The organism is Thermoanaerobacter sp. A7A (assembly GCF_000445185.1).
GTDB lineage: Bacteria > Bacillota > Thermoanaerobacteria > Thermoanaerobacterales > Thermoanaerobacteraceae > Thermoanaerobacter.
This window is the reverse complement of the sequence record NZ_AVAF01000093.1, coordinates 30,173-52,538: the sequence shown is the minus strand read 5'-3', so window position 1 is coordinate 52,538 and position 22,366 is coordinate 30,173. Positions and strand designations below refer to the sequence as shown.

The following is a 22,366-nucleotide window of genomic DNA, read 5'->3' as shown; positions in this document are numbered from 1 at the left end:
GTTAAAACTTGCTCCTTTTGGGAATACTTTTTCCTGAAAGGAGCAAAGTTTTATGGAAAATAGAAATTATAGGATTGTTTTTTTGAGGGTAGTTTTGTCAATTTTAATGTTAACATTGATTTTTAGGCTTTTTTACATTCAGGTAATCAAAGGAGATTTTTATTCTCAAAAAGCAGTGGAACAAAAAATTAGAAGCTTTAAAATTTTGGAGAGAAGAGGAGAAATATACGACAGGAATATGATTCCTTTTACGGATAGAGAATACAAAGAATATATATTTGCTATACCTAAAATGTTAACTGACAAAGAAAAAGCCGCTAAGGTTATAAGTGAAATTGCTGCAGTAGACTATGAGGATGTGCTAAAATCCCTTCGAAGTGCAAAAGATTATGTGAAATATGAAGTTAAATTTAATTTAAACAACAAATTACCTATAGGCATTTTTAAGTTAGCTTTGCCTCAAAGGTATTCGCAAAATTCTTTAGCAAAACATGTAATAGGGTATATAGGAGATAAAAAAATGGGTTTAGAAGATGCTTTTGATGGAATTTTAAATAGCAAAAGGGAAGATAGCATTGCAGTGTTTACTGATGGGAATAATACTGATTATATAAAAGGGTTAGGAGTAAGGTTAAAAACTTCTGGAAAAGAAGTTTTGGGGGTAAAAACTACTCTTGATTATCACATACAAAAGGCAGTAGAGAATGTTCTTGACAAGAATATGGTAGATGGAGCAGCAGTGGTATTAGATATAAAAACAGGTGATATACTTGCAATGGCAAGTAGGCCTAATTTTGACCAAAATAATATTCAAGCTTATTTAAATAGCTCTAACGAAGAATTTATAAACAAAGCTGTCTCAATGTATCCACCTGGCTCTATTTTTAAAATTGTAATAGCTGCTGCAGCGTTAGAATATAATAAAGTGAATTTACAGGATACTTTTTATTGCAGTGGTAGTTATGATATAAATGGAATAGTATTTCACGATTACAAAGGAGAAAGTCATGGAGTAATAAACATGGTAAAAGGTTTTGCAGTTTCCTGCAATACTACTTTTATAAAGATTGGGCAAATAACAGGGACCAAAAATATTTTGGAGATGGCGAGAAAATTTGGAATAGAAAGTGATGATGGTCTGCCAATACCTGAGCAAATAGGGAGATTGCCTAAATTGTCTGATACTTATGGAGCAGGTATTGGGAATTTGTCAATAGGGCAAGGAGATGTGCTGATGACGCCTCTTCAAGCAGCTGATATCGCAGCGACAATTGCTAATAACGGTGTTAGAAATGTTCCACGTTTAGTGACTGCAATAGTTGATGAAGAAGGGAAAGAAATTGAAAAATTGTCTCAGAAAAAGTCTTACAGAGTGATAAGCGAAAAAACAGCCAAAATTTTAAAAGAAATGATGAGAGAAGTGGTTATTGACCCAGAAGGGACAGGAAAAAGGGCTGAGATTACCTATGGCAGTGCTGGTAAAACAGGTTCTGCTGAAGTTAGCAAGGAGCTAAATATATATCATGCTTGGTTTACAGGTTTTGTTCCTTTTGATAAGCCTAAATATGCAATTTCGATTTTTGTAAAAAATGGAGATACTGGAGGAACTAAAGCTGCCCCTCTTTTTAAAGAAATAGCGGAGGAAATAATGAAATATTGATGTACGTGCACCATTTTGTATAAACCTCATATAATAGATGTGTAATGTTGAAAAAAGGGGTGGCGGCAATGTGGGAAGTTGTTGTTGCAATTTTGGCATCAATTGTAAAGGAAATCTTAAATCTTGGTTACTTGACAAACACCAACTCTTTTCCCAATCCACTTACTCCAGAAGAGGAAAAAAAATATTTAGAAGCTTATAGAAACGGTGATGAGGAAGCGAGGAATATTTTAATAGAGAGGAACTTGAGATTGGTAGCCCATGTAGTAAAAAAATACAGTGGAACTGGTAAAGATATAGACGACTTGATATCTATTGGAACAATAGGGCTTATAAAAGCAATTTCTACTTTTGATTCTTCAAAAGGTACTCATCTTGCCACATACGCAGCAAGATGTATAGAAAATGAGATACTTATGTCCATAAGAGCAGAAAAAAAGATGAAAGGGGAGGTTTTTTTACAGGATCCTATTGGAGTAGATAAAGAGGGCAATGAGATATCTTTGATGGATGTACTTGGCACAGAGGAAGATGAAATATCAGAGCAAGTGGAGAAAAAACTTCAAATTAAAAAGTTGTACAGTAAAATGAACAGCGTTTTAAAAAATAGAGAACGGTTAATTATAGAAATGAGGTATGGTCTGTACAATGGGAAAGTGAGGACTCAAAGAGAAATAGCAAAGATGCTTGGTATATCTCGTTCCTATGTCTCAAGGATTGAAAAGAAGGCTTTAAATAAGCTTTTTAAAGAGCTTTCCATGTAAAACTGTTTGTATTGACAGTTTATTTTTTTTTATTATATAATTTTAACTAAATGAGGTGAAGATATGTATAAAAAGTTAATTCCTGATATTATAGTGGAAAATATCTATGATATCAATTTAGACTTTTTAAAAGAAAAAGGAATTACCAGTCTTGTCTTAGATATTGACAATACTTTAGTGCCTCAAAAATCAAAATTTCCCGATAAAATGACTATTGAATGGCTTGAAAAAGTAAAAAAAGAGGGGTTTAAAATTTGTCTCATTTCAAATAACACTAAAAGAAGAGTGAATGAATTTAAAGAAAAAGTTGGTGTACCTGGAATAGCTTGGGCCATTAAGCCGAGAAAAGGAGCTTTTAAAAAGGCTTTAAAGATTTTAAATGCTAAGCCTAATGAAACAGCTTTAATAGGAGATCAAATATTTACTGATATTTTTGGTGGCAAAAGAGCAGGTTTATATACTATTTTGGTAAAACCTCTATCAGAAGAGGAATTAGGATGGACTAAACTTATGAGAAAAGCGGAAAAACATGTACTTAAAAGGATTGAGAGATATGGAGATTAATTCAAATACTAAACTGTATGGTCTTATAGGGCATCCTGTAGAACATAGTTTATCCCCTTTAATACATAACTATGCTTTTAAGTCTTTAAATTTAAATTGTGTCTACACTGCTTTTGACGTTTTGCCAGAAAAACTTGAAGATGCAGTAAAAGGAGCCAAAGCTTTAGGAATAAAAGGATTTAATGTGACTGTACCTCATAAAGAGAAAATAATTAAATACCTAGATGTGGTCTCAGAAGAAGCATTAAAAATTGGCGCAGTCAATACTGTAGTCAATGAAGGAGGAATATTAAAAGGATATAATACGGATGTCTATGGCTTTATAGACTCATTAACAGAAGTAGGAGAAAAAATTGAAGGGAGGAAAGCTGTTGTTTTAGGAGCTGGTGGGGCTTCTAAGGCAGTTTGTGTCGCTCTTGCTCTAAAAGGGATAGATTCGATAATAATTGCCAATAGAAGTGTTGAAAGAGCAAAAGATTTGTCAGAGTACATTAAAAAAGAATTTAAGATTCAGTGCGATTACTGTAGTATAAATGAAGTAGAAGAAATACCAGAAATAGACATGCTTGTTAATACTACAAGCATGGGAATGTATCCAAATGTGGAAGATTCACCTGTTAGCGAAAGAGTGGTTTTAAAAGCTAAATTTGTCTATGACCTTATTTACAATCCTTTTGAAACTGCTCTTTTAAAACATGCGAAAAAGAATGGAATAAAGTATTCTAATGGACTTTCTATGTTGGTAAATCAAGCTAATTATTCTTTCAAATTATGGACAGGGGGATTTTTCGACAAAAATTTGGTATACATGCATTTAAAAGAAGGAATTACGCATAATTTGTAGAATATTTTATAAAGAGTAGATGAAGTGAGGCTATATGTGGGCACTTTATGCCTCACGGATACAGTAGTGCAACCGGCTTATGTCGGCTTTATTATTTTTGGAGGTATATTTTATGGCCAAAAAAAAGCTAGGAGAGCTTTTAGTTGAGGTAGGGCTTATAACAGAAGAACAACTAAAGCACGCAATAGAAGTTCAGAGCAAAACAGGAGAAAAGTTAGGAAAAGTTCTCATTAAATTGGGGTATGTTACAGAAAGCCAAATACTAGAGGCTTTAGAATTTCAATTAGGTATTCCACGTGTAGATTTGCAAAAATACTATATTGACCCAGATGTGGCAAAATTAATTCCCGAAGCTGTTGCTAAAAGACATACTATTATTCCTATAAAAAAAGATGAAGATGGTATATTGGTAGCAATGGCAGACCCTCTGAATATTTTTGCACTAGATGATGTGAGAATCATTACGAAACAAAATGTAAAGCCTTTAATTGCTTCTGAAGGAAGTATCTTAAAAGCCATAGATAGAATTTACGGAAGAGAACAGGCAGAAAAAGCAGTACAGGATTTTAAAAAGGAGTTTCAAAGTGAAAGTCAAGAAGAGCTGCCAGATGAGATTCTTGAAGAAGTACAAAACGCGCCTGCTGTACGCTTTGTAAATTCTATAATTGAGCAGGCAATAAAAAATAGGGCTTCAGATATTCACATTGAACCTACTGAAAAAGACCTTAGAATTCGATTTAGGATAGATGGACAATTAACAGAAGCTATGAAGACTATAAAAAGTACCCATGCCCCTGTTGTGACAAGAGTAAAAATTATGGCTAATATGAACATCGCTGAAAGAAGACTTCCTCAAGATGGCAGATTTGATTTTACTACAGGTGGTAAAAATATTGACATAAGAGTTTCTTCGTTGCCCACTGTTTTTGGAGAGAAATTGGTATTGAGGCTTTTAGACAAGGAAAATTTTATAATGACAAAGGAGCAATTAGGTTTTGAAGAAGAGGATCTGGTGCTCTTTGATAAACTTATCAAAAGGCCTAATGGCATTGTGCTTTTGACTGGTCCTACAGGTAGTGGGAAAACCACCACTCTTTATGCAATGCTGAGAGAGCTTAACAAACCCAATGTAAATATAATAACTGTTGAGGACCCTGTTGAGTATTCCCTTGAGGGAATAAACCAGGTACAAGTTAATGAAAAGGCAGGCCTTACCTTTGCGACTGCTCTTAGGTCAATTTTGAGGCAAGACCCTGATATAATTATGATTGGAGAAATTAGAGATACTGAAACTGCTGAGATAGCTATTCGCTCTGCCATAACAGGGCACTTAGTCCTTTCCACTTTGCATACAAATGATGCGGCGGGAGCGGTGACTAGGCTTATAGATATGGGTATAGAGCCTTATCTTGTGTCTTCTTCTGTAGTAGGGGTTATTGCTCAGAGATTGGCGAGAAAAATATGTGATAACTGTAGAATTTCTTACAAAGCTTCCAAAGGCGAAAAAGAGCTATTGGGAATTTCAGAAAATGAAGACATTACTTTATACAAGGGGAGAGGGTGCCCTGTTTGTAATAAAACAGGCTATAGGGGAAGAATTCCTATATATGAGATAATGACTGTTACTTCTGATATTAGAGAGCTTATAAATGCTAAGGTTTCCTCTGATGTTATTGGAGCTCAGGCTGTAAAAAATGGCATGAAAACTTTACGAGAAAGTGCTAAAAGACTTGTATTACAAGGAAAAACTACAATTGATGAAATGATAAGACTAACTTACGAGGAATGAGGGATATGGATACAAAGGAACTTTTAAAATTAGTAGTTGAAAGAAAAGCTTCAGACTTGCATATAACGGTTGGAGTACCTCCAGTTCTTAGAATTAATGGCTATTTAGAAAAATTAGAAGGGGAGCCTTTTACCCCTGGGCAGACTGAAGAAATAGTTAAGGATTTATTGACAAGTGAGCAATTGAAAAAGTTAGAACAAAATGGAGATATTGATTTGTCCTATTCAGTTACAGGATTAGGAAGGTTTAGAATAAATGTATACAAACAAAGGGGAAGTTATAGCCTTGCAATAAGGTCTGTAGCTTTGAGAATACCTACAATAGAGGAATTGGGACTTCCTCCAATACTTAAAGACTTAGCTTTAAAGGCAAGAGGGCTTATATTGGTAACAGGACCTACTGGCAGTGGTAAATCTACTACACTGGCTGCGATGGTGGATTGGATAAACTCTAAAAGGACTTGTCATATTCTCACATTGGAAGACCCTATAGAATATTTACATAAACACAACAAAAGCATAGTAAATCAAAGAGAGATTGGGCATGATGCGGCATCTTACGCTTCAGCTTTAAGGGCTGCTTTAAGGGAGGACCCGGATGTTATATTAGTGGGAGAGATGAGGGATTTAGAAACCATCCAAATTGCTATAACTGCTGCTGAGACAGGCCATCTTGTTTTGTCCACTCTTCACACAATAGGAGCCGTTAAGACGATCGATAGGATTATTGATGTTTTTCCTCCCCATCAGCAGCAGCAGATAAAAATTCAGCTTTCAAATGTTTTAGAGGGAATTATTTCTCAACAGCTTATACCTAAAAAGGACAACAGCGGCAGAGTAGTTGCGACAGAAGTGATGATTGCTACTCCTGCTATAAGAAATCTCATAAGAGAAGGGAAGACTTTCCAGATACAGTCGGCAGTTCAAACAGGTAGCAAGTTTGGAATGATGACAATGGATATGTCTATTTTACATCTGTTAAAAAGAGGAGTTATATCATTAGAGGATGCTTTGACATATTGCGTAGACCAAGAGAATTTTTCTCGCATGATATAGAGGTGATTATATGCCGTTGTATGCTTATAGGGCAAGGGATATGGGAGGAAATCTCGTTACAGGGACTTTGGAAGTTGACTCAAAATCTCAGTGTATTGACATTTTAAAACAGAGAAATTATTATATAATCGACATACAAGAAGAGATAGTCAAACAAGACATACTCGATTTTAGTTCTTTTAAAAAGGTCAAAGTAAAAGATATTGCGGTCTTCTGTCGGCAGTTTGCCACTCTGATAAATGCAGGGATTCCTATAGTGACCTCTTTGGTTACTATGAGAGAACAAGTGGAGAATAAAAGACTGAAAAATGCTTTGAGAGAGGTGTACGAAGAAGTTCAAAAAGGAAGGACTCTTTCTGATGCTATGAAAAGGCACAGTGATGTTTTTCCTATGCTTTTATATAATATGGTGGAAGTGGGGGAAGTAAGCGGTACTTTAGATAAAGTGATGAATGAAATGGCAGAACACTATGAAAAAGAGAATGAATTAAATCAGAAAATAAAGTCTGCTTTGACTTATCCTCTTATTGTATCTGTTGTAGCTGTATTAGTTGTTATTTTTCTTTTGACAAATGTTTTACCTATTTTTGTAGGTATGTTTAAAAATGCTGGAATCCAGTTGCCTCTTCCCACTCGAATACTTATTGCTATAAGCAGTTCTATATCTCAATATTGGTACTTTTACACAGGAGTAATTTTGGTGATTTCTTATTCGATTTCGAGTTTTTTGAAGACACCTGAAGGAAGGCGCATTTATGACAGAATGCTTTTAAACATGCCAATCTTTGGCCCTCTAAACAAAAAGATTTTAATTTCCAGGTTTACAAGGACTTTAGGAACATTGATAAGTGCTGGTGTACCGCTTATGAAGGCAATGGAAGTAGTAGAAAAAGTTGTGGGTAATACGGTAGTAGCAGAAGGTCTTGGGAAAGCTCAAGAGGATATAAAAAAAGGCTTACCCCTTTCAGAACCTTTAAAAAGAATTGGCATTTTCCCGCCAATGGTGATTCAGATGATAAGTATTGGTGAAAGTTCAGGTTCATTGGACAGCATATTAAATAAAACTGCTGATTTTTATGACGGAGAAGTGGATACAGCTGTCTCACAAATGACAACTCTTCTAGAGCCATTAATAATTGTTATGCTGGCGACAGTGGTAGGATTTATAGTTATTTCAATTGTCATGCCGCTGTTTGAGTTATACAATTTCATAGGTCAGTGATATTGGGAAAGGGGGTGAAAAAGGATGGAATGGTTTGTAAAAGCATTAAACAAGGATGAGAGAGGTTTTACACTAATTGAATTGATTGTTGTCATTGCAATTTTAGGGATACTGGCAGCAATAGCTGTGCCAAGGGTGACAACTTCATTAAAAACAGCAAAAGAGAATGCTGATATAGCAAATGCACAAATTATAGGACAAGCGGCTGAGAGGTATTATATAGAGACAGGGAACACCACCGATAACATAAAAGATTTAGTTGATGCAGGATATTTAAATAAAGTTCCACAACCTGCTGATGGTGGCCAGTTCACACTTGAAATGAGTGACGATGGAAAAGCTACAGTTAAGGTTGGAGATACACAGCTTTATCCATAAAATATTAAAATAAAAGGTGTTTAATGAATATTAACGGGCACATTTTTGTGCCCTCCCTATTATTTTTTTAGGAGGTCATTATGGAAATACTACTTTACATATTCATATTTTTATTCGGCACAATTATAGGAAGTTTTTTAAATGTGGTCATACACAGAGTGCCAAGAAAAGAATCAATAGTCTATCCCCCTTCTCATTGTCCTATATGTGAACATGAATTAAAAACTATTGATTTAATACCTATATTGAGTTATATTCTACTTAAAGGAAGATGTAGGTATTGTGGAGAAAAGATTTCAATAAGGTACCCTATTGTGGAACTATTGACAGGAATTGTGTTTTTGATAATTTACTATAAATTCGGTTTAGATTTTAAAGCTTTTTCTTACATGTTTTTGGCTTCTATTTTGATAGCTGTAAGTTTTATTGATATAGAACACAGGATTGTGCCAAATAAAATCATTTTAGTAGGCTTTATAGGTGGAATAATATTTAGAGTTTTGATGTACAATTATGGCTTTATAGATTACATAATGGGATTGGTCTTGGGTGGGGGTATTCTCCTTCTCATCTCCTTAATTTCAGGAGGAGAGATGGGAGGAGGAGACATAAAACTTATGGCCTTAATTGGATTTTTTATAGGGTGGAAGCTTACAATTTTAGTACTTTTTCTTTCTGTAATCATTGGAGCATTGGGTGGCGTTATATTAGTAGCTTTGAAAATTAAAGGAAGAAAAGATTACATTCCTTTTGCACCCTACATTTCCATTGCATGGCTCATCTCGATTTTGTATGGCTATGAGATGTTAAATTATTATATAAAATTTATAAGAGGCTAAGCTTATGAAAAAGGAAGAAGGATTAACTTTAATAGAGCTGGTAACAGTTTTGGCTATCTTGTCCATTATAGTTCTTATAGTCATTCCTTCGACTGACTTTTTTGATACGACAAGGTCAAATATAAGGCTTACTCTTATTGCACGTGAGGTTGTAAATGACTTAAGGTACATACAGCAAAAAAGTATTTTTGAAGGAGAAATTTTACGTTTTGAAAGCGATGACACTAAGACGAGGTATTACATAAAGAGAAAAGATGACAATGAAAATATTAAGATAAAAAATTTACCTGAGGGAATTAAAATAAGTAAAAAAGATGGCGGAAAAGTAGAAATATACTTTAATCAGATGGGAACTCCTATTGGAGCTTGTACAATAACTTTAAAAAATGATAAAGGAAGCGAAATTTACATAAGTGTGGCAGTGGTAACAGGGCGCATTATGATAAGTGGGAGGAACTATTAGGAGTGATTTTATGAAGATTTTAAAAGATAATAGAGGCATGACTTTAATAGAGGTTCTTGTCTCAATAGCTATGTTTGCAATAGTGGCAATACCTCTTTTAGGTATTTTTAGTCAATCTGTTATTACTTCTGCTGATTCTAGGATAAGGACAAAAGAAGCTACTATTGCGCAGACAATTGCAGAAAACATAAAAGCGGGAAATGTATCAAACCTTGATGAAATAATAACTAAGTATAAAGAGGAAGGTTTTATAGCCTATGTTGAACAGCAAACTTCTACAGGAGAACTCTCTCAATATCAGATCAAAGTAGGGAAAATTGGTTCAAACACTCCTATGTATACCCTTTATGTTGTGGCGCCTAGAACAAATATAACTTCTTATGCTACTCTAGAAATGCCTTGACTACTTTATTTTTAGGTTTTGTGGTAGCTACATTGGGCTGGAATGAGATTACCAAAACAAAAATTTTGGCTATGGTGGTTAAAATGGTGGTGAGAAAAGAAGAGGGTTTTACCCTCATTGAACTTATTGTGACACTGGCAATATTGGGGATTGTGATAGGGGTTTATTCATCTTTATATTATTCGGGGTACAAGTCATTTTCAAGTACACAAAATAGCGTAGACGTGGAACAAAATGTTAGGTTTGCTATGAATTATATTGTATCTTTATTAGAAAAAGGGCCTTCTAAAGTCGAGATTATTAATAATGGCTGTGGTCTATCGATAAAAAAAGTATTAACAGATAGAGGGTATCGTGATTATACAATAACGCTAGAAAATCTTATTCTTTATACCCATATCAAAGAATCTGACACGGACAGTAGAGGTAGTAAGCTTCAATTAGCTGTCAATATTTATGATTTTAAGGTGACTAAAAAACCTAACAACATGATAAATATCCAAATAATTGGACAAAGTGATGGTAATGGATCAAACAGATTTTCTCTTTCTACAGACGTTTTTTTAAGAAAGAGTGATATAAATGTTCGATGAGAGAGGTTCTGCCTTAATTTTTACTTTAATGGTAATTTTGATTCTCACAGTTTTAGCTGTAGCAATCTTAGAAGTAACTATTACCAATTACAAAATTTCTCATGCTTATGCAAATTCTATATCAGCCACTTATGCAGCAGAAGCTGGCCTTGAACGAGTAAAAAATGAATTTAACATAGCTTTATTAGATGCTTATCAAGGGAAAGGTAAAGGAAAAGGGAAAGGTAAATTTTGGATAAATGTAGTTGAAAATAAAAATACAACTAAAATTCAGTATAAACAAGATGCCAAAAATTTATTAAAGGAGTCATTTGGACTTGACATCCCAGTAGGGGAGTGGATTTCACTGGGTGATTCAGGACAAGAGTATAAAATTGACAGTATAGAAATGGTTCCTCCTTCAATTAAAGCTTTTGAAAATGAAGGAACTCAAGTTTTAACCTATAAAGTACGTGCATGGACGGAAGGTAGGATGAACAAAATCGTACGTTACGGTTATGCGGAGATTACATTTAATATTAATGTAAATATTACGAAGATGGGTGATGATAAGAGTGCGAATTATAAGGTGATTCTTAGTGGTAATGCATCACAGTCTCCACCTATAGTAGATAAGTGGATAATTGATTCAATTCCACAAACACAATAAAAATAAGGAGAGGGTTTTTATGCATCTTAAAAATTACATGGAAGACGCTGTTGACCAAATGATGGATAAGGTTTTGAAAGATTTAGACGTTTGTAAATGCGACAGGTGTAGAATGGACATAAAAGCTTTAGCACTTAACAATTTACCTCCAAAATATGTTGTATCAGAAGAAGGAGAACTATATGTAAAGACAAATGAGTTAGTCAGGCAATTTGAGGTAGACATAATAAAAGCTATAACAATGGCTGCTATTAAAGTGAATAACAATAAGCGCCATTAGGAGGTAAAAAATGCTTGGAATTGAAATAGGAAATTTTAATACAAAATTATTAATTGGAGAAAAAAAGAATAAATTCTTTGGTAAAAGGTTAATGATAAATACGCCTTCTAATGTGATAACTAATGGTAAAATTATTGATATAAATTCATTGGCAGATGTAATTAATGAGACTTTGAAAAGGAACAATATCAAAGAAAAACAAGTGTGTTTTACTATTTCCAGCTCAAATAATATAATAAGGGATTTAGAATTGCCACTAATGAAAGAAGAGGAAGTCGAAAAGGCCTTATACTATGAGATTGAGCAATACATTCCTGATTATGAAAATTATGTAATAGATTATAGATATTTACCTAATATTGCGGAGAAAGATAAAATGATTAGAGTACTGATTGCCTCTTCTCCTAAGGATATAATAGAAAAATATGTTAAATTAGCAGAGATGTTAAAATTAAAATTAGAAGCCATTGATATTTATAGCAATTCAATTTATAAAGCTTGTAAAAAGGTGAATTTAGCTGAAGGAATAGTGTCAATTGTAGATATAGGGGCAGTTGTTACCAATGTGACGGTGATTGATAACGGAAATTACATTTTTAGTAGGAGCATAGAGTTTGGTGGAAATAAAATTACACAAATAATTGCGAATGCCTTTAATATAGATTTTCAAGCAGCAGAAGAATATAAAAGGGCAAAAAAATTTATTGGAGAAGAAAACTATAAGGATATAGAAGATACTATACTTTTATCCTTTTCGGAAGTGTTTCAACAGCTAAGCAGAATATTTGATTTTTATTATGCCACATATCATAAAAATATACAAAAAATTATCATGTTAGGTGGTACTTCTAAACTTTTAGGATTGAGAGAATACGTGGAAGATTATTTTAGGATACCTACTTTTGTGACAGAAGCAGAAGATTATTTATACTTTTTACCTGTTTATGGATGCCTTTTAAGGGGGGAATAGGTTGAAGGATATAAACCTCATACCAGCTGAACTAAAGGAACAAAAAATGCGAAGAAAAAAACAAATATCCCGTCTTTTTTTTGTGTTTGTTTTAACCACCGTTATTTTTGCCTTAATAGCTTTTCCACTGGTATATATCAATAAATTGTATCAAGACTTAAAATACGCAGATAATGAATTAGGTAAATTTAAAGACATTTCTCAGTTGCAGCAAAATGTAAAAGATTTATCCGCTTATATAGAAAAGAAGAAAAGCTTAATAGAAAAATTGCAAAGCCAAAAGCTGGATGCGGTAAATATATTAGAAGATTTAGCCTCAAATATACCTGAAAAAGTATCTATTGATTCTTTGAAATATGAGAAAAATATTTTGGAAATAGATGGACAAGCACTTTCAGAATCTGATATAGCAGCTTTTATGCTTAACCTAAGAAGTATAAGTTATGTAGAAGATGTGAAAGTGATATCGGTGGATTTGACAGATAAAGGCCTTCTAAAATATGTTTTACAAGTAAAAATCAAGGTGGTATCATAGATGAAGCTTACAAGAAGAGAAAGAGTATTAATTTACTTTGCTGTCATACTCGGATTTTTTGCACTTTATTATCAATATTATTTAACTCCCAAAATTTTAGAAATACGAAATTTATCTATTGAATTAAAAAATAAAAGACAAATTTTAGAACAAGTAACTGCTTTAAACAATAAAAATTCAAGAGAAGGTTTAGACAAGCAACAAACTCAACTAAAGGAATTAAGCATGATTTTACCAGAAGAAAGGGATATAGAAATTTTTCTTTTTAATTTACAACAAATGGTCAATGATACAGGTGTAAAGACAAAAAGCTTAACTTTTGAAAACCAAGATCAAAGTCAAAAAGAAACTAGTAATGTGAAAAAAGAAGATTTTGTGACAATACCCGTAAATATTACTGTTTCAGGTAATTACGATGAGATTATAGCTTTTCTAAAGGAAATACAAAATTCTAAGAGACTTTGTAACATTCAAAGTTTCTCTATTGAAAAAGACCAAAATCAGCAAAACCTTCTTTTGACTCTACAGATTTTTATTTATTCAATGAAAGACAGTGGTGGTACTTCAATACCGATAGATTTTTTAAAAGGTAAAAGTAACCCTTTCAAGTCTCTGTATGATGATACCAGAAGTGAACAATCAAATAATGTAGACCAGCCTTCTGCTTCTCAATCTCCTTAAAATCTTCAGAATATAGATGTAAATAAAATAATAAATGATACTATAGAAAAAGTTTTGAAAGAGAAAATACCTTCATTGCCTTAGGGAGGAAATATTCATGAAAAACATCGTTTTAACGGGTTTTATGGCTACCGGGAAAACTACTGTTGGCAAAAAAGTAGCTACCACCATGTCCTTTGGTTTTATAGATACGGATAAAATGATTGAAAAAATGGCAAATATGACTGTTTCAGATATTTTTGAAAAATATGGAGAAAATTATTTTAGAAAATTAGAAAAAGCAGCGGTTAAAAAAGCAGCCCGATTAAAAAATTTTGTCATAGCTACAGGAGGGGGAGTTGTATTAAACCCCTCAAATATTGTACAATTAAGAAAAAATGGTGTAGTCATTTGCTTTGTAGCCAGGCCAGAAATTATATTGAGGAATATAGGAAAGAATAAAGACAGGCCTCTTCTTATGGTGGATAATCCAGAAGAGAAAATAAGACAGCTTCTAAAAGAAAGAGAGCCTTTTTATAGGTTTGCCGACTATACTATTGATGTATCCGATATGACAATAGATGAAGTAGCAGAGGAAGTTATAAAGGCTTACATTAGACTTAAGAAAGGATGAGAGGATTGGCTATAAAATTTGGACCATCTGGGAATTCTGATAGTTTCTACAAAGAAGGGCATAAATCTTCTTTAGAAATGCCTGAATGGCTCCATAACATGGGGCTTGATGCGTATGAATATTCTTTTTCAAGGGGAATAAAAATTAGCGAAAAGATGGCTAAGGAGCTTAAGGAAGGGGCACAAAAATTCAACATAACTATTACTGTTCATGCTCCTTATTACATAAACTTAGCTACTACGGATAAAACCAAAATGGAGAATTCCAAGAGATACTTAATAGATAGTTTAATTGCAGGAAAATGGATGGGGGCTAAAAGGGTAACTTTTCATCCTGGTTCGGGAGCAGAAGGGACGAGAAAAGAGGCTTTAGAGAGAGCAAAAAAACTTTTAAAGGAAATTTTAAAAGAGATAGAGGACAAAGGACTTACTGACATAACCCTATGTCCAGAGACAATGGGAAAGAAAAACCAATTGGGTACTTTAGAAGAAGTATTGGAGCTGTGCAATGTGGATAAGAGAATTATTCCCACTATAGACTTTGCCCATTTACATGCAAGAGATAATGGAAGGTTTAAGTCTATAGAAGATTATGCAGAGGTTTTGGATATTATTGAAAGGTATTTGGGAAAAGAAAGGGCGAAAAAGATACACGTCCATTTTAGTAGAATTGAATACACAGATCAGGGAGAAAAAAGGCATTGGACACTGAAAGACACTCAATACGGGCCAGAATTTGAGCCTTTGGCACAGCTTTTCTATGAAAGAAAGATGGAGCCTATTGTCATATGTGAATCGAGAGGAACTATGGCAGAAGATGCTTTAAAACTAAAAGAGATATATCTAAATATTGCAAAAAGGATGTCGAAAGTATGAGAATTGTAGTAAAAGTTGGTACAAGCACTTTGACATATGAAAATGGTAAATTGAATTTAGAAATAATGGAGAAGTTAGTAAGGCAAATTGCTAATTTATTAAACAGAGGAGAGGAAGTAGTATTAGTAACTTCTGGGGCAATTGGGGCGGGAATGGGAAAATTAAATTTAAAGGAAAAACCTAAAACCATCCCAGAAAAGCAATCCTTAGCGGCTATAGGGCAAGGGCTTTTAATTGAAATTTATGAAAAGTTTTTTAATGAATATGGCAAAATTACTGCGCAAGTTCTTTTGACTAAGGAAGATTTTAGCGATAGAAGAAGATATTTAAATGTCAGTTATACCTTGTCAAACCTGCTCAAATGGGGTGTTGTGCCAATAATAAATGAAAATGATACAGTAACTGTTGATGAAATTAAAATTGGAGACAATGACACTTTAGCGGCGCTGCTTGCTAGTTTAGTTGAGGCTGATATTTTAATAATTTTAACTGACATTGATGGGCTTTATGATAAAGACCCTCGAATTTATAAAGAGGCAAAAATTATAGAAGTCGTAGAAGAGTTTTCAGATGAATTGTTTAAAATTGCTGGTAGTGCTGGGACAAAAAGAGGAACTGGGGGAATGTATACAAAGATTCAGGCAGCAAAGATATGTTGGAATTCAGGAGTTAAGATGATTATAGCGAATGGGAAAATTGACAATGTATTAAATCGGATAGCAAATGGCGAAAAAATTGGCACTACATTTTTGCCTATGAAAAAGCCAATAAGTAGCAGGAAAGTTTGGATTGCTTTTAATGCGAAAGTGAGCGGAAGACTTTTTATTGATGAAGGAGCAGCGAAAGCTATTATAAAGCATGGGAAAAGTCTATTACCAAGTGGAGTTGTAAAAACTGAAGGAGATTATGATGTAGGAGACTGTGTTGCAGTAGTTGACCATCAAGAAAAAGAGATTGCCAGAGGACTTATTAATTATTCTTCAGAAGAAGTTGAAAAGATAAAAGGTTGTAAAACTCATAATATAGAAAAAATACTAGGTTATAAGTATTATGATGAAGTGATTCATAGGGATAATCTCGTAATACTTGAAAGAGGTGAGAAGTTTGGAAGTTGAAGTAAAGGCAAAACAGGCAAAAGCTGCGGCCAGAAGAATGGCTGTGTTAGATGAAAATACAAAGAATTTAGCTTTGAATCACATGGCAGATGCTTTAATAAAAGATATGGGAAAAATACTTGAGGCTAATAAAAAGGATGTTGTGGAGGCTGAAAAAAGGAATATAAAAGCTTCTCTTATTGATAGACTAAAACTTGATGAAAAAAGAGTCGAAGCTATGGCAAAAGGATTAAGAGAGATTTCTGCTCTTCCTGACCCTGTAGGAAGTATAGAAAAGATGTGGAAAAGACCAAATGGACTTCAAATTGGCAAAATGAGAGTGCCAATTGGAGTAATAGGTATAATTTATGAATCTCGCCCGAATGTGACAGCTGATGCGGCAGGCCTATGTTTGAAATCGGGAAATGCTGTGATTTTAAGGGGAGGAAGTGATGCGATCAATTCCAATATAGCAATTTCTTCTATTCTTGCTGAAGCTGCCTATGAGGCTGGTATTCCTGAAGGGGCAATACAGCTTATAGAAAATACTGATAGAGAAGAAGTAAACCGTATGATGAAGTTAAACGGTCTAATTGACCTCATTATTCCTCGAGGTGGAGCCAGTCTTATAAAAAATGTCATTGAAAATTCTACAGTGCCTGTAATAGAGACAGGAGTAGGCAATTGTCATATTTTTGTTGATGAAACAGCTAAGTTTAATATAGCAAAAGACATCATTGTGAATGCAAAAGTTCAAAGGCCAGGGGTATGTAATGCAGTAGAGACAGTTTTAGTTCACAAATCTATTGCAAAAGAGTTTTTGCCTTTAATGGTAGAAGAATTGACTTCTTTGGGAGTAGAAATAAGAGGGTGTCAAATTACAAAAGAAATATGTCCTCAAGTTAAAGAGGCTACAGATAAGGATTGGGAAACGGAATATTTAGACCTTATACTGGCTGTAAAAGTTGTAGATGGCATAGAAGAAGCCTTAGATCATATTTCAAAGTATTCCACAGGCCATTCTGAAAGCATTATTACAGAAAATTATGAAAATGCCATGATGTTTTTAAAATCTGTAGATTCGGCTGCTGTGTATGTAAATGCTTCTACTCGCTTTACAGATGGAGGAGAATTTGGTTTTGGGGCAGAGATAGGAATAAGTACACAAAAAATGCATGCGAGAGGGCCAATGGGACTTGAGGAGCTTACCACCTACAAATATGTAATTTTAGGTAGTGGACAAATAAGGAAATAAGGTGTATTATAGTAAAGTGAGGTGAGATTATGAAAAGAGTTTTGATAATTCATGGCCCTAATGTAAATCTGACAGGTAAAAGAGAAAAAGAGGTATATGGAGATATAAATTACGAAGAAATAAATAATCTGATAAAAAGAGAGGCTGCAAAATTAGATATAGCTGTCAAGATTCAGCAATCTAATAGTGAAGGAGAAATAATTAATCTTATTCATTCTGCAGAAAACAATTTCGATGCTATAATTATAAATCCTGCAGCTTACACTCATTACAGTTTAGCTATTATGGATGCTATTGCAGCTGTGTCAGTTCCAGTAATAGAAGTTCATATTTCAAATATTTTTGGAAGGGAGGATTACAGAAAGACCTCTGTTACTGCATCTAAATGCAAAGGTGTGATAACGGGGTTTGGACCTTATAGTTATGTCCTTGCCCTCAATGCAGTTAAGCTTTTAGAGGATTCAATTGGGGGGTAAATTCATGAATAAAAGATTACAAAATTTGAGAAATTTGATGAAGAAAAGAGATATAGAGGCTTTTGTGATTTACAAATTTGTCAATGTTACATATATTACTGGCTTTACTGGAGATGACAGCGTAGCTCTTGTGACCCACGATAAAGCTATTTTTATTACAGATGGAAGATATACTGAGCAAGCTCAAAAGGAAGTTAAAGATTTTGAAGTTATCGAGCACAAAACTGGCATAAAAGAAGTTTTAAAAGAATACATTAAAACATTGGGGATAAAAAAATTAGCCTTTGAAGAAAGTATTTCTTATGGACAGTATAGGGAATTAAAAGAGTTTTTAGAGATTGAGCTAATACCACAGGCTAATTTGGTAGAGACTTTGAGAATGGTAAAAGATGAGGAAGAAATAGAAAACATAAAAAAAGCACAAAATATTACTGATAAGGCTTTTGAGTATTTGTTAAATTTCATTAAAGTAGGAATGACAGAAAAAGAAGTAGCATTAGAATTAGAGTATTTTATGAAGAAACAAGGAGCAGAAGACCTATCTTTTGATACGATTGTAGCATCAGGTAAAAGGTCCTCTCTCCCTCATGGAAAAGCCTCTGAAAAAGTGATAGAAAAAGGTGATTTTGTCACAATAGATTTTGGATGTAAAGTAAATGGTTATTGTTCTGATATGACAAGAACGATAGTGATGGGAAAAGCTAATGAAAAGCAAAAAGAGATATATAACATAGTTTTAGAAGCACAGCAAAAAGCGATAGCTAATTTAAAGGCAGGACTTACCTCAAAAGAGGCGGATTTGTTAGCAAGGTTTGTCATTGAAGAAAAAGGTTATGGTAAGTATTTTAGTCACTCTTTAGGACATGGAGTAGGGCTTGAAGTTCATGAGGCGCCAAGCTTGTCTTTCAAAAAAGAAGAAATTTTAAAAGAAGGAGCAATTGTTACTGTAGAACCAGGTATATATATTCCCGATTTTGGTGGCGTAAGAATCGAAGATATGGTATTATTAAAAGAAGATGGTGTTATAAATTTAACTAAATCATCGAAATATTTAATTGAATTAAACTAAAGCGATGGAGGGATTTTTTTGATAGCAGCAGGTGATTTCAGAAAAGGAGTAACTATTGAGGTTGACGGACAGGTTTTTACAGTTGTGGATTTTATGCATGTTAAGCCAGGAAAAGGTGCAGCTTTCGTGAGGACAAAACTTAAAAATGTGATGACAGGGGCTGTAATAGAGAAAACTTTCAGCCCAACAGAAAAGTTTGAGGAAGCAGTTATAGAAAGAAGAGAAATGCAGTATTTGTACAATGATGGAGAACTTTATTATTTTATGGACACAGAAACTTATGAGCAAATTCCTTTAAATTATGATAAAGTTGAGGACGCAATTAAATACATAAAGGAAAATATGGTTGTTACAGTAAAGTTCTATAAAGGCGAAGCCTTTTCTGTTGAGCCTCCTACTTTTGTTGAGCTGGAAGTTGTAGAAACAGAGCCTGGATTTAGAGGAGATACTGCAACGGGTGGTTCCAAACCGGCAACTGTAGAAACTGGTGCTGTCATCCAAGTCCCATTGTTTATAAACGTTGGAGACAAAATAAGAATTGACACTCGAACCGGAGAATATTTAGAGAGGGTATAAACGCAGCAATTTGTCAAATACTATTTTGTAAAGGAGGGTATGTGGAATATGGAATACTTAAATGAAAGGGTTTCCTACTTAAGAGGGTTAGCAGACGGCTTAGGGATAGATGACAGCACAAAAGAAGGTAAAATAATTTTGGCAATTTTAGATACTTTAGAGGATTTTGCAGATGCTATAAATGAGCTGGAAGCTTCCCATTCCGAATTAGATGATTATGTGGGAGAAATAGATGAAGACCTTTCTGAAATTGAAAACCACATATATGGCGATGAGGACTATGAGGATGAGGATGACGACTATGACTATGATTATGACGATGATGAGGAATATGAGGATGAAGACGAGGATTATGAAGAGTATGTAGAGGTAGAATGTCCTAATTGCCATATGTTGATGAGTGTGGAAGAAGAACTTCTAGAAGATGAAGATGCTGAGTTGGTATGTCCTCATTGCAATGAAACCCTAAAAGTAAAAAATTTGAAAATTGTAGATGATGATGAAGATTAATAAAAAAAAGCCCACTAACTAAAAGTTAGTGGGCTTTTTTTTATTCATAAATATTTAGCCTTATAAATATAATTTTACAAGGGGAGGGACAGGTATATGAACACAAGAAAAAATTTTGAGGAAGTACTTTATGCTCTTCCTCCGTCAGTAAGAGAGGTAATTACAAAAATTCCTGATGACCTGTTGCAAGAAGTAGAAGAAATACGTCTTAGAGTAAATAGACCTCTCACAGTTTATTTAAAAAAAGAAGAAAAGTTTGTGTCAAAAGAAGGGACTATTTCTTTTTCACCTTCTTTGGCCTATATTGTTACTTCTGAAGATTGTGAAAAAGCTCTTCAATTAATATCTAAATCTTCTCTTTATGCTTTTGAAGAAGAAATAAGAAATGGATATATTACTTTAAAAGGTGGTTACAGAGTAGGTATAGTTGGAAAATGTGTGTTAGAAAATGGTTATATAAAGACTTTAAAGAATATTTCTGGATACAATTATCGAATATCAAAAGAGATAATAGGAGTGGCAGAGGAAATATTAAAATATTTAATTACTCCTTCTAACGGTGTACATAACATTTTAATAATATCACCTCCTCAATGTGGCAAAACAACTCTCTTAAGAGATATTACAAGATGGATAAGTAATGGAATAGATTTTTTGGGATTTAAAGGTAAAAAAGTAGGCGTAGTAGATGAGAGGTCAGAAATTGCCGGCTGTTACAATGGTATACCTCAAATGGATGTGGGACTTAGGACTGATGTGTTAGATGGATGTCCTAAGGCTTATGGCATGATAATGCTTATAAGGTCTATGTCTCCAGAAGTAGTAGTGACAGATGAGATAGGTAAAAAAGAGGATATAGAAGCGATTCATGAAGTGCTGAATACTGGTGTTAAGATTATAACTACAGTTCATGCAAATGACATTGAAGACCTTATGAAAAAACCTGTTTTAAAAGACGTTATTTCTTTAAGATATTTTGAACGTTATGTAATTTTAAGCAATCGTTTAGGGGCAGGTACAGTAGAAAAAATATTAGATGAGAATTTTAATACTTTGTTTAAAGGGCCATATAGGAGAGGAAGGACTGAAAAATGAAATTACTTGGAATAGTTTTAGTTATTTTTTCTACCAGTAGTTTAGGGTATTTGTTTGCTTTGAAATATAAAATGAGGCGTTGGATACTTAAAAGCATGATATCTTCATTAAATCTTTTTAAAATAGAAATCACATATTCAAAAGCTCCTTTAGGAGAAATACTCATGGCAATTTCTCGCTCTTCAGATAAAAGTATAAAATTTGTTTTTTCTAAGACAGGAATGATATTATCACAAAATGAGGGTTATACTGCAGGAGAAGCTTGGGAGATAGCTTTAAATGAATGGGACAATGGCTATCTTAAAAAAGAAGATGTAGAAATTTTGAGGTCTTTTGGGTATGGACTTGGCAATTCTGACGTATACAATCAAGAAAAAAATTTTGATTTAGCCATTGAGCTTTTAAAAAGGCAACTTAGTAACGCAGAAGAAGAGAGTAAAAAGAACGAAAAGCTGTACAAAAATATTGGAGTTTTGGCAGGACTGGCGATAATCATATTGTTTTTATAGAGGAGGATTATAATGAACATAGATATAATTTTTAAAATTGCGGCAATTGGCATTCTGGTAACAGTATTAAATCAAGTATTAATCCGTTCAGGGCGAGAAGAACAAGCAATGATGGTGACACTGGCAGGAATAGTAGTGGTTTTGATGATGGTGATAAATATGATAAACAATTTGTTTAATGCAGTAAAAACAATATTTCAACTTTATTAGGTGATAGAATGGAAATATTTCAAATTGTTATTTTAGGAATAGTGGTTTTGATTATTTTGACAGTTCTAAAAGAAACAAATCCTGAAATGGCAATAATTTTAAGTTTGGTAGCCGGAGTCATCATCTTTATGATGATTCTTCCAAAACTCAGCGCAATTGTAGAAGTCTTGAATACTCTTGCTAGAAAAAGTGGACTTGACAATATTTATTTTATGACAACTTTAAAAATCATTGGTATAGCTTATATAACGGAATTTGGAGTTCAGCTATGTCTCGACGCAAATGAGAAAAATTTGGCTTCCAAAATAGAGATAGCAGGAAAGGTAATCATAATTTTTTTATCAATACCTATAATTGTTGCATTAATGGAAACAATTCTTTCAATAATGCCGTGA

General features: G+C 33.6%; 28 protein-coding genes, 1 pseudogene and 1 riboswitch. All 29 genes and pseudogenes read left to right on the top strand.

What is annotated here, in order from left to right:
• Positions 1 to 52: 52 nt before the first annotated feature.
• The 29 genes and pseudogenes from M663_RS0106050 (at position 53) to spoIIIAD (ending at position 22,366) form a co-directional block, all read left to right on the top strand.
• Positions 53 to 1,660 (top strand): penicillin-binding transpeptidase domain-containing protein, encoded by a 1,608-nt coding sequence (locus M663_RS0106050; RefSeq protein WP_029688304.1) that lies wholly within the window; start codon positions 53 to 55, stop codon positions 1,658 to 1,660.
• 68 nt (positions 1,661 to 1,728) lie between these two features.
• Positions 1,729 to 2,424, top strand: a complete 696-nt coding sequence (sigK, locus tag M663_RS0106045; RefSeq protein WP_004396450.1) for an RNA polymerase sporulation sigma factor SigK — start codon at positions 1,729 to 1,731, stop codon at positions 2,422 to 2,424.
• Between the two features lie 63 nt (positions 2,425 to 2,487).
• Positions 2,488 to 2,988: a YqeG family HAD IIIA-type phosphatase gene (locus M663_RS0106040; RefSeq protein ID WP_009052315.1), complete on the top strand. Its 501-nt coding sequence runs from the start codon at positions 2,488 to 2,490 to the stop codon at positions 2,986 to 2,988.
• Positions 2,978 to 3,832: a shikimate dehydrogenase gene (gene aroE / locus M663_RS0106035; protein ID WP_029688303.1), complete on the top strand. Its 855-nt coding sequence runs from the start codon at positions 2,978 to 2,980 to the stop codon at positions 3,830 to 3,832. The genes M663_RS0106040 and aroE overlap by 11 nt, the downstream gene beginning before the upstream one ends.
• 3 nt (positions 3,833 to 3,835) lie before the next feature.
• A riboswitch (cyclic di-GMP riboswitch) is annotated at positions 3,836 to 3,918 on the top strand.
• A 26-nt stretch (positions 3,919 to 3,944) separates the two neighbouring features.
• Positions 3,945 to 5,621, top strand: coding sequence for a type II secretion system ATPase GspE (gene gspE, locus M663_RS0106030; RefSeq protein WP_029688302.1), 1,677 nt, complete (start codon positions 3,945 to 3,947; stop codon positions 5,619 to 5,621).
• A 5-nt stretch (positions 5,622 to 5,626) separates the two neighbouring features.
• Positions 5,627 to 6,676, top strand: a complete 1,050-nt coding sequence (locus M663_RS0106025) for a type IV pilus twitching motility protein PilT (RefSeq protein WP_012269299.1) — start codon at positions 5,627 to 5,629, stop codon at positions 6,674 to 6,676.
• A 10-nt stretch (positions 6,677 to 6,686) separates the two neighbouring features.
• Positions 6,687 to 7,898, top strand: a complete 1,212-nt coding sequence (locus tag M663_RS0106020) for a type II secretion system F family protein (protein ID WP_029688301.1) — start codon at positions 6,687 to 6,689, stop codon at positions 7,896 to 7,898.
• A 24-nt stretch (positions 7,899 to 7,922) separates the two neighbouring features.
• Positions 7,923 to 8,276, top strand: coding sequence for a prepilin-type N-terminal cleavage/methylation domain-containing protein (locus M663_RS0106015; RefSeq protein WP_029688300.1), 354 nt, complete (start codon positions 7,923 to 7,925; stop codon positions 8,274 to 8,276).
• An 80-nt stretch (positions 8,277 to 8,356) separates the two neighbouring features.
• Positions 8,357 to 9,115 (top strand): A24 family peptidase, encoded by a 759-nt coding sequence (locus M663_RS0106010; RefSeq protein ID WP_029688299.1) that lies wholly within the window; start codon positions 8,357 to 8,359, stop codon positions 9,113 to 9,115.
• Positions 9,116 to 9,119: 4 nt separating this feature from the next.
• On the top strand, positions 9,120 to 9,578 hold the full coding sequence (locus M663_RS0106005) for a prepilin-type N-terminal cleavage/methylation domain-containing protein (protein ID WP_009052320.1): 459 nt from the start codon (positions 9,120 to 9,122) through the stop codon (positions 9,576 to 9,578).
• Between the two features lie 10 nt (positions 9,579 to 9,588).
• Positions 9,589 to 9,981: a prepilin-type N-terminal cleavage/methylation domain-containing protein gene (locus tag M663_RS0106000; protein ID WP_029688298.1), complete on the top strand. Its 393-nt coding sequence runs from the start codon at positions 9,589 to 9,591 to the stop codon at positions 9,979 to 9,981.
• Between the two features lie 83 nt (positions 9,982 to 10,064).
• Positions 10,065 to 10,574 carry a prepilin-type N-terminal cleavage/methylation domain-containing protein gene (locus M663_RS0105995; RefSeq protein WP_029688297.1) on the top strand — a complete coding sequence of 170 codons (510 nt, stop codon included), beginning with the start codon at positions 10,065 to 10,067 and terminating at the stop codon, positions 10,572 to 10,574.
• On the top strand, positions 10,564 to 11,223 hold the full coding sequence (locus tag M663_RS0105990; protein WP_029688296.1) for a pilus assembly PilX N-terminal domain-containing protein: 660 nt from the start codon (positions 10,564 to 10,566) through the stop codon (positions 11,221 to 11,223). The genes M663_RS0105995 and M663_RS0105990 overlap by 11 nt, the downstream gene beginning before the upstream one ends.
• A 19-nt stretch (positions 11,224 to 11,242) precedes the next feature.
• The gene (locus tag M663_RS0105985; RefSeq protein WP_003869819.1) at positions 11,243 to 11,503 is read left to right on the top strand and encodes a late competence development ComFB family protein; all 261 of its coding nucleotides are present in this window, start codon (positions 11,243 to 11,245) and stop codon (positions 11,501 to 11,503) included.
• Positions 11,504 to 11,513: 10 nt separating this feature from the next.
• Positions 11,514 to 12,473 (top strand): type IV pilus assembly protein PilM, encoded by a 960-nt coding sequence (gene pilM / locus M663_RS0105980; RefSeq protein WP_029688295.1) that lies wholly within the window; start codon positions 11,514 to 11,516, stop codon positions 12,471 to 12,473.
• Between the two features lies 1 nt (position 12,474).
• A complete protein-coding gene (locus tag M663_RS0105975) occupies positions 12,475 to 13,008 on the top strand; it encodes a PilN domain-containing protein (RefSeq protein ID WP_029688294.1) in 534 nt (177 codons plus the stop codon).
• Positions 13,009 to 13,773 (top strand): annotated as a pseudogene (gene pilO, locus M663_RS0105970) (type 4a pilus biogenesis protein PilO).
• A gap of 13 nt (positions 13,774 to 13,786) precedes the next feature.
• Complete coding sequence (locus M663_RS0105965) at positions 13,787 to 14,302, top strand: shikimate kinase (protein WP_009052324.1); 516 nt, start codon at positions 13,787 to 13,789, stop codon at positions 14,300 to 14,302.
• A complete protein-coding gene (locus M663_RS0105960) occupies positions 14,299 to 15,177 on the top strand; it encodes a TIM barrel protein (protein ID WP_009052325.1) in 879 nt (292 codons plus the stop codon). Before M663_RS0105965 ends, M663_RS0105960 begins: the two co-directional genes overlap by 4 nt.
• A complete protein-coding gene (proB, locus tag M663_RS0105955) occupies positions 15,174 to 16,292 on the top strand; it encodes a glutamate 5-kinase (protein ID WP_029688292.1) in 1,119 nt (372 codons plus the stop codon). Before M663_RS0105960 ends, proB begins: the two co-directional genes overlap by 4 nt.
• Positions 16,282 to 17,526, top strand: a complete 1,245-nt coding sequence (locus M663_RS0105950; RefSeq protein ID WP_029688291.1) for a glutamate-5-semialdehyde dehydrogenase — start codon at positions 16,282 to 16,284, stop codon at positions 17,524 to 17,526. Before proB ends, M663_RS0105950 begins: the two co-directional genes overlap by 11 nt.
• A 29-nt stretch (positions 17,527 to 17,555) precedes the next feature.
• Positions 17,556 to 18,002, top strand: coding sequence for a type II 3-dehydroquinate dehydratase (gene aroQ, locus M663_RS0105945; protein WP_009052328.1), 447 nt, complete (start codon positions 17,556 to 17,558; stop codon positions 18,000 to 18,002).
• 4 nt (positions 18,003 to 18,006) lie between these two features.
• A complete protein-coding gene (locus tag M663_RS0105940) occupies positions 18,007 to 19,071 on the top strand; it encodes an aminopeptidase P family protein (protein ID WP_009052329.1) in 1,065 nt (354 codons plus the stop codon).
• 18 nt (positions 19,072 to 19,089) lie between these two features.
• Entirely contained in the window at positions 19,090 to 19,647 is a 558-nt protein-coding gene (gene efp / locus M663_RS0105935) for an elongation factor P (RefSeq protein ID WP_009052330.1), read from the top strand.
• Positions 19,648 to 19,695: 48 nt separating this feature from the next.
• Positions 19,696 to 20,157, top strand: a complete 462-nt coding sequence (locus tag M663_RS0105930) for a CD1247 N-terminal domain-containing protein (RefSeq protein WP_003868440.1) — start codon at positions 19,696 to 19,698, stop codon at positions 20,155 to 20,157.
• 96 nt (positions 20,158 to 20,253) lie between these two features.
• On the top strand, positions 20,254 to 21,252 hold the full coding sequence (spoIIIAA, locus tag M663_RS0105925) for a stage III sporulation protein AA (protein ID WP_029688290.1): 999 nt from the start codon (positions 20,254 to 20,256) through the stop codon (positions 21,250 to 21,252).
• Entirely contained in the window at positions 21,249 to 21,761 is a 513-nt protein-coding gene (spoIIIAB, locus tag M663_RS0105920) for a stage III sporulation protein SpoIIIAB (RefSeq protein WP_003869831.1), read from the top strand. The genes spoIIIAA and spoIIIAB overlap by 4 nt, the downstream gene beginning before the upstream one ends.
• A gap of 12 nt (positions 21,762 to 21,773) precedes the next feature.
• On the top strand, positions 21,774 to 21,971 hold the full coding sequence (spoIIIAC, locus tag M663_RS0105915; protein ID WP_003868788.1) for a stage III sporulation protein AC: 198 nt from the start codon (positions 21,774 to 21,776) through the stop codon (positions 21,969 to 21,971).
• A gap of 8 nt (positions 21,972 to 21,979) precedes the next feature.
• Positions 21,980 to 22,366, top strand: coding sequence for a stage III sporulation protein AD (gene spoIIIAD, locus M663_RS0105910; RefSeq protein WP_003868787.1), 387 nt, complete (start codon positions 21,980 to 21,982; stop codon positions 22,364 to 22,366).

Coding starts and splice junctions, on each gene's coding strand:
- M663_RS0105960 (WP_009052325.1), top strand. CDS start 14,299: ATGAGAGGATTGGCTATAAAATTTGGACCATCTGGGAATTCTGATAGT.
- sigK (WP_004396450.1), top strand. CDS start 1,729: ATGTGGGAAGTTGTTGTTGCAATTTTGGCATCAATTGTAAAGGAAATC.
- spoIIIAC (WP_003868788.1), top strand. CDS start 21,774: ATGAACATAGATATAATTTTTAAAATTGCGGCAATTGGCATTCTGGTA.
- M663_RS0106020 (WP_029688301.1), top strand. CDS start 6,687: ATGCCGTTGTATGCTTATAGGGCAAGGGATATGGGAGGAAATCTCGTT.
- spoIIIAB (WP_003869831.1), top strand. CDS start 21,249: ATGAAATTACTTGGAATAGTTTTAGTTATTTTTTCTACCAGTAGTTTA.
- M663_RS0105995 (WP_029688297.1), top strand. CDS start 10,065: ATGGTGGTGAGAAAAGAAGAGGGTTTTACCCTCATTGAACTTATTGTG.
- pilM (WP_029688295.1), top strand. CDS start 11,514: ATGCTTGGAATTGAAATAGGAAATTTTAATACAAAATTATTAATTGGA.
- aroQ (WP_009052328.1), top strand. CDS start 17,556: ATGAAAAGAGTTTTGATAATTCATGGCCCTAATGTAAATCTGACAGGT.
- M663_RS0106040 (WP_009052315.1), top strand. CDS start 2,488: ATGTATAAAAAGTTAATTCCTGATATTATAGTGGAAAATATCTATGAT.
- spoIIIAD (WP_003868787.1), top strand. CDS start 21,980: ATGGAAATATTTCAAATTGTTATTTTAGGAATAGTGGTTTTGATTATT.
- gspE (WP_029688302.1), top strand. CDS start 3,945: ATGGCCAAAAAAAAGCTAGGAGAGCTTTTAGTTGAGGTAGGGCTTATA.
- M663_RS0105965 (WP_009052324.1), top strand. CDS start 13,787: ATGAAAAACATCGTTTTAACGGGTTTTATGGCTACCGGGAAAACTACT.
- M663_RS0106010 (WP_029688299.1), top strand. CDS start 8,357: ATGGAAATACTACTTTACATATTCATATTTTTATTCGGCACAATTATA.
- M663_RS0106015 (WP_029688300.1), top strand. CDS start 7,923: ATGGAATGGTTTGTAAAAGCATTAAACAAGGATGAGAGAGGTTTTACA.
- aroE (WP_029688303.1), top strand. CDS start 2,978: ATGGAGATTAATTCAAATACTAAACTGTATGGTCTTATAGGGCATCCT.
- spoIIIAA (WP_029688290.1), top strand. CDS start 20,254: ATGAACACAAGAAAAAATTTTGAGGAAGTACTTTATGCTCTTCCTCCG.
- M663_RS0106050 (WP_029688304.1), top strand. CDS start 53: ATGGAAAATAGAAATTATAGGATTGTTTTTTTGAGGGTAGTTTTGTCA.
- M663_RS0106025 (WP_012269299.1), top strand. CDS start 5,627: ATGGATACAAAGGAACTTTTAAAATTAGTAGTTGAAAGAAAAGCTTCA.
- M663_RS0105940 (WP_009052329.1), top strand. CDS start 18,007: ATGAATAAAAGATTACAAAATTTGAGAAATTTGATGAAGAAAAGAGAT.
- M663_RS0105985 (WP_003869819.1), top strand. CDS start 11,243: ATGCATCTTAAAAATTACATGGAAGACGCTGTTGACCAAATGATGGAT.
- M663_RS0106005 (WP_009052320.1), top strand. CDS start 9,120: ATGAAAAAGGAAGAAGGATTAACTTTAATAGAGCTGGTAACAGTTTTG.
- M663_RS0106000 (WP_029688298.1), top strand. CDS start 9,589: ATGAAGATTTTAAAAGATAATAGAGGCATGACTTTAATAGAGGTTCTT.
- M663_RS0105930 (WP_003868440.1), top strand. CDS start 19,696: ATGGAATACTTAAATGAAAGGGTTTCCTACTTAAGAGGGTTAGCAGAC.
- M663_RS0105990 (WP_029688296.1), top strand. CDS start 10,564: ATGTTCGATGAGAGAGGTTCTGCCTTAATTTTTACTTTAATGGTAATT.
- proB (WP_029688292.1), top strand. CDS start 15,174: ATGAGAATTGTAGTAAAAGTTGGTACAAGCACTTTGACATATGAAAAT.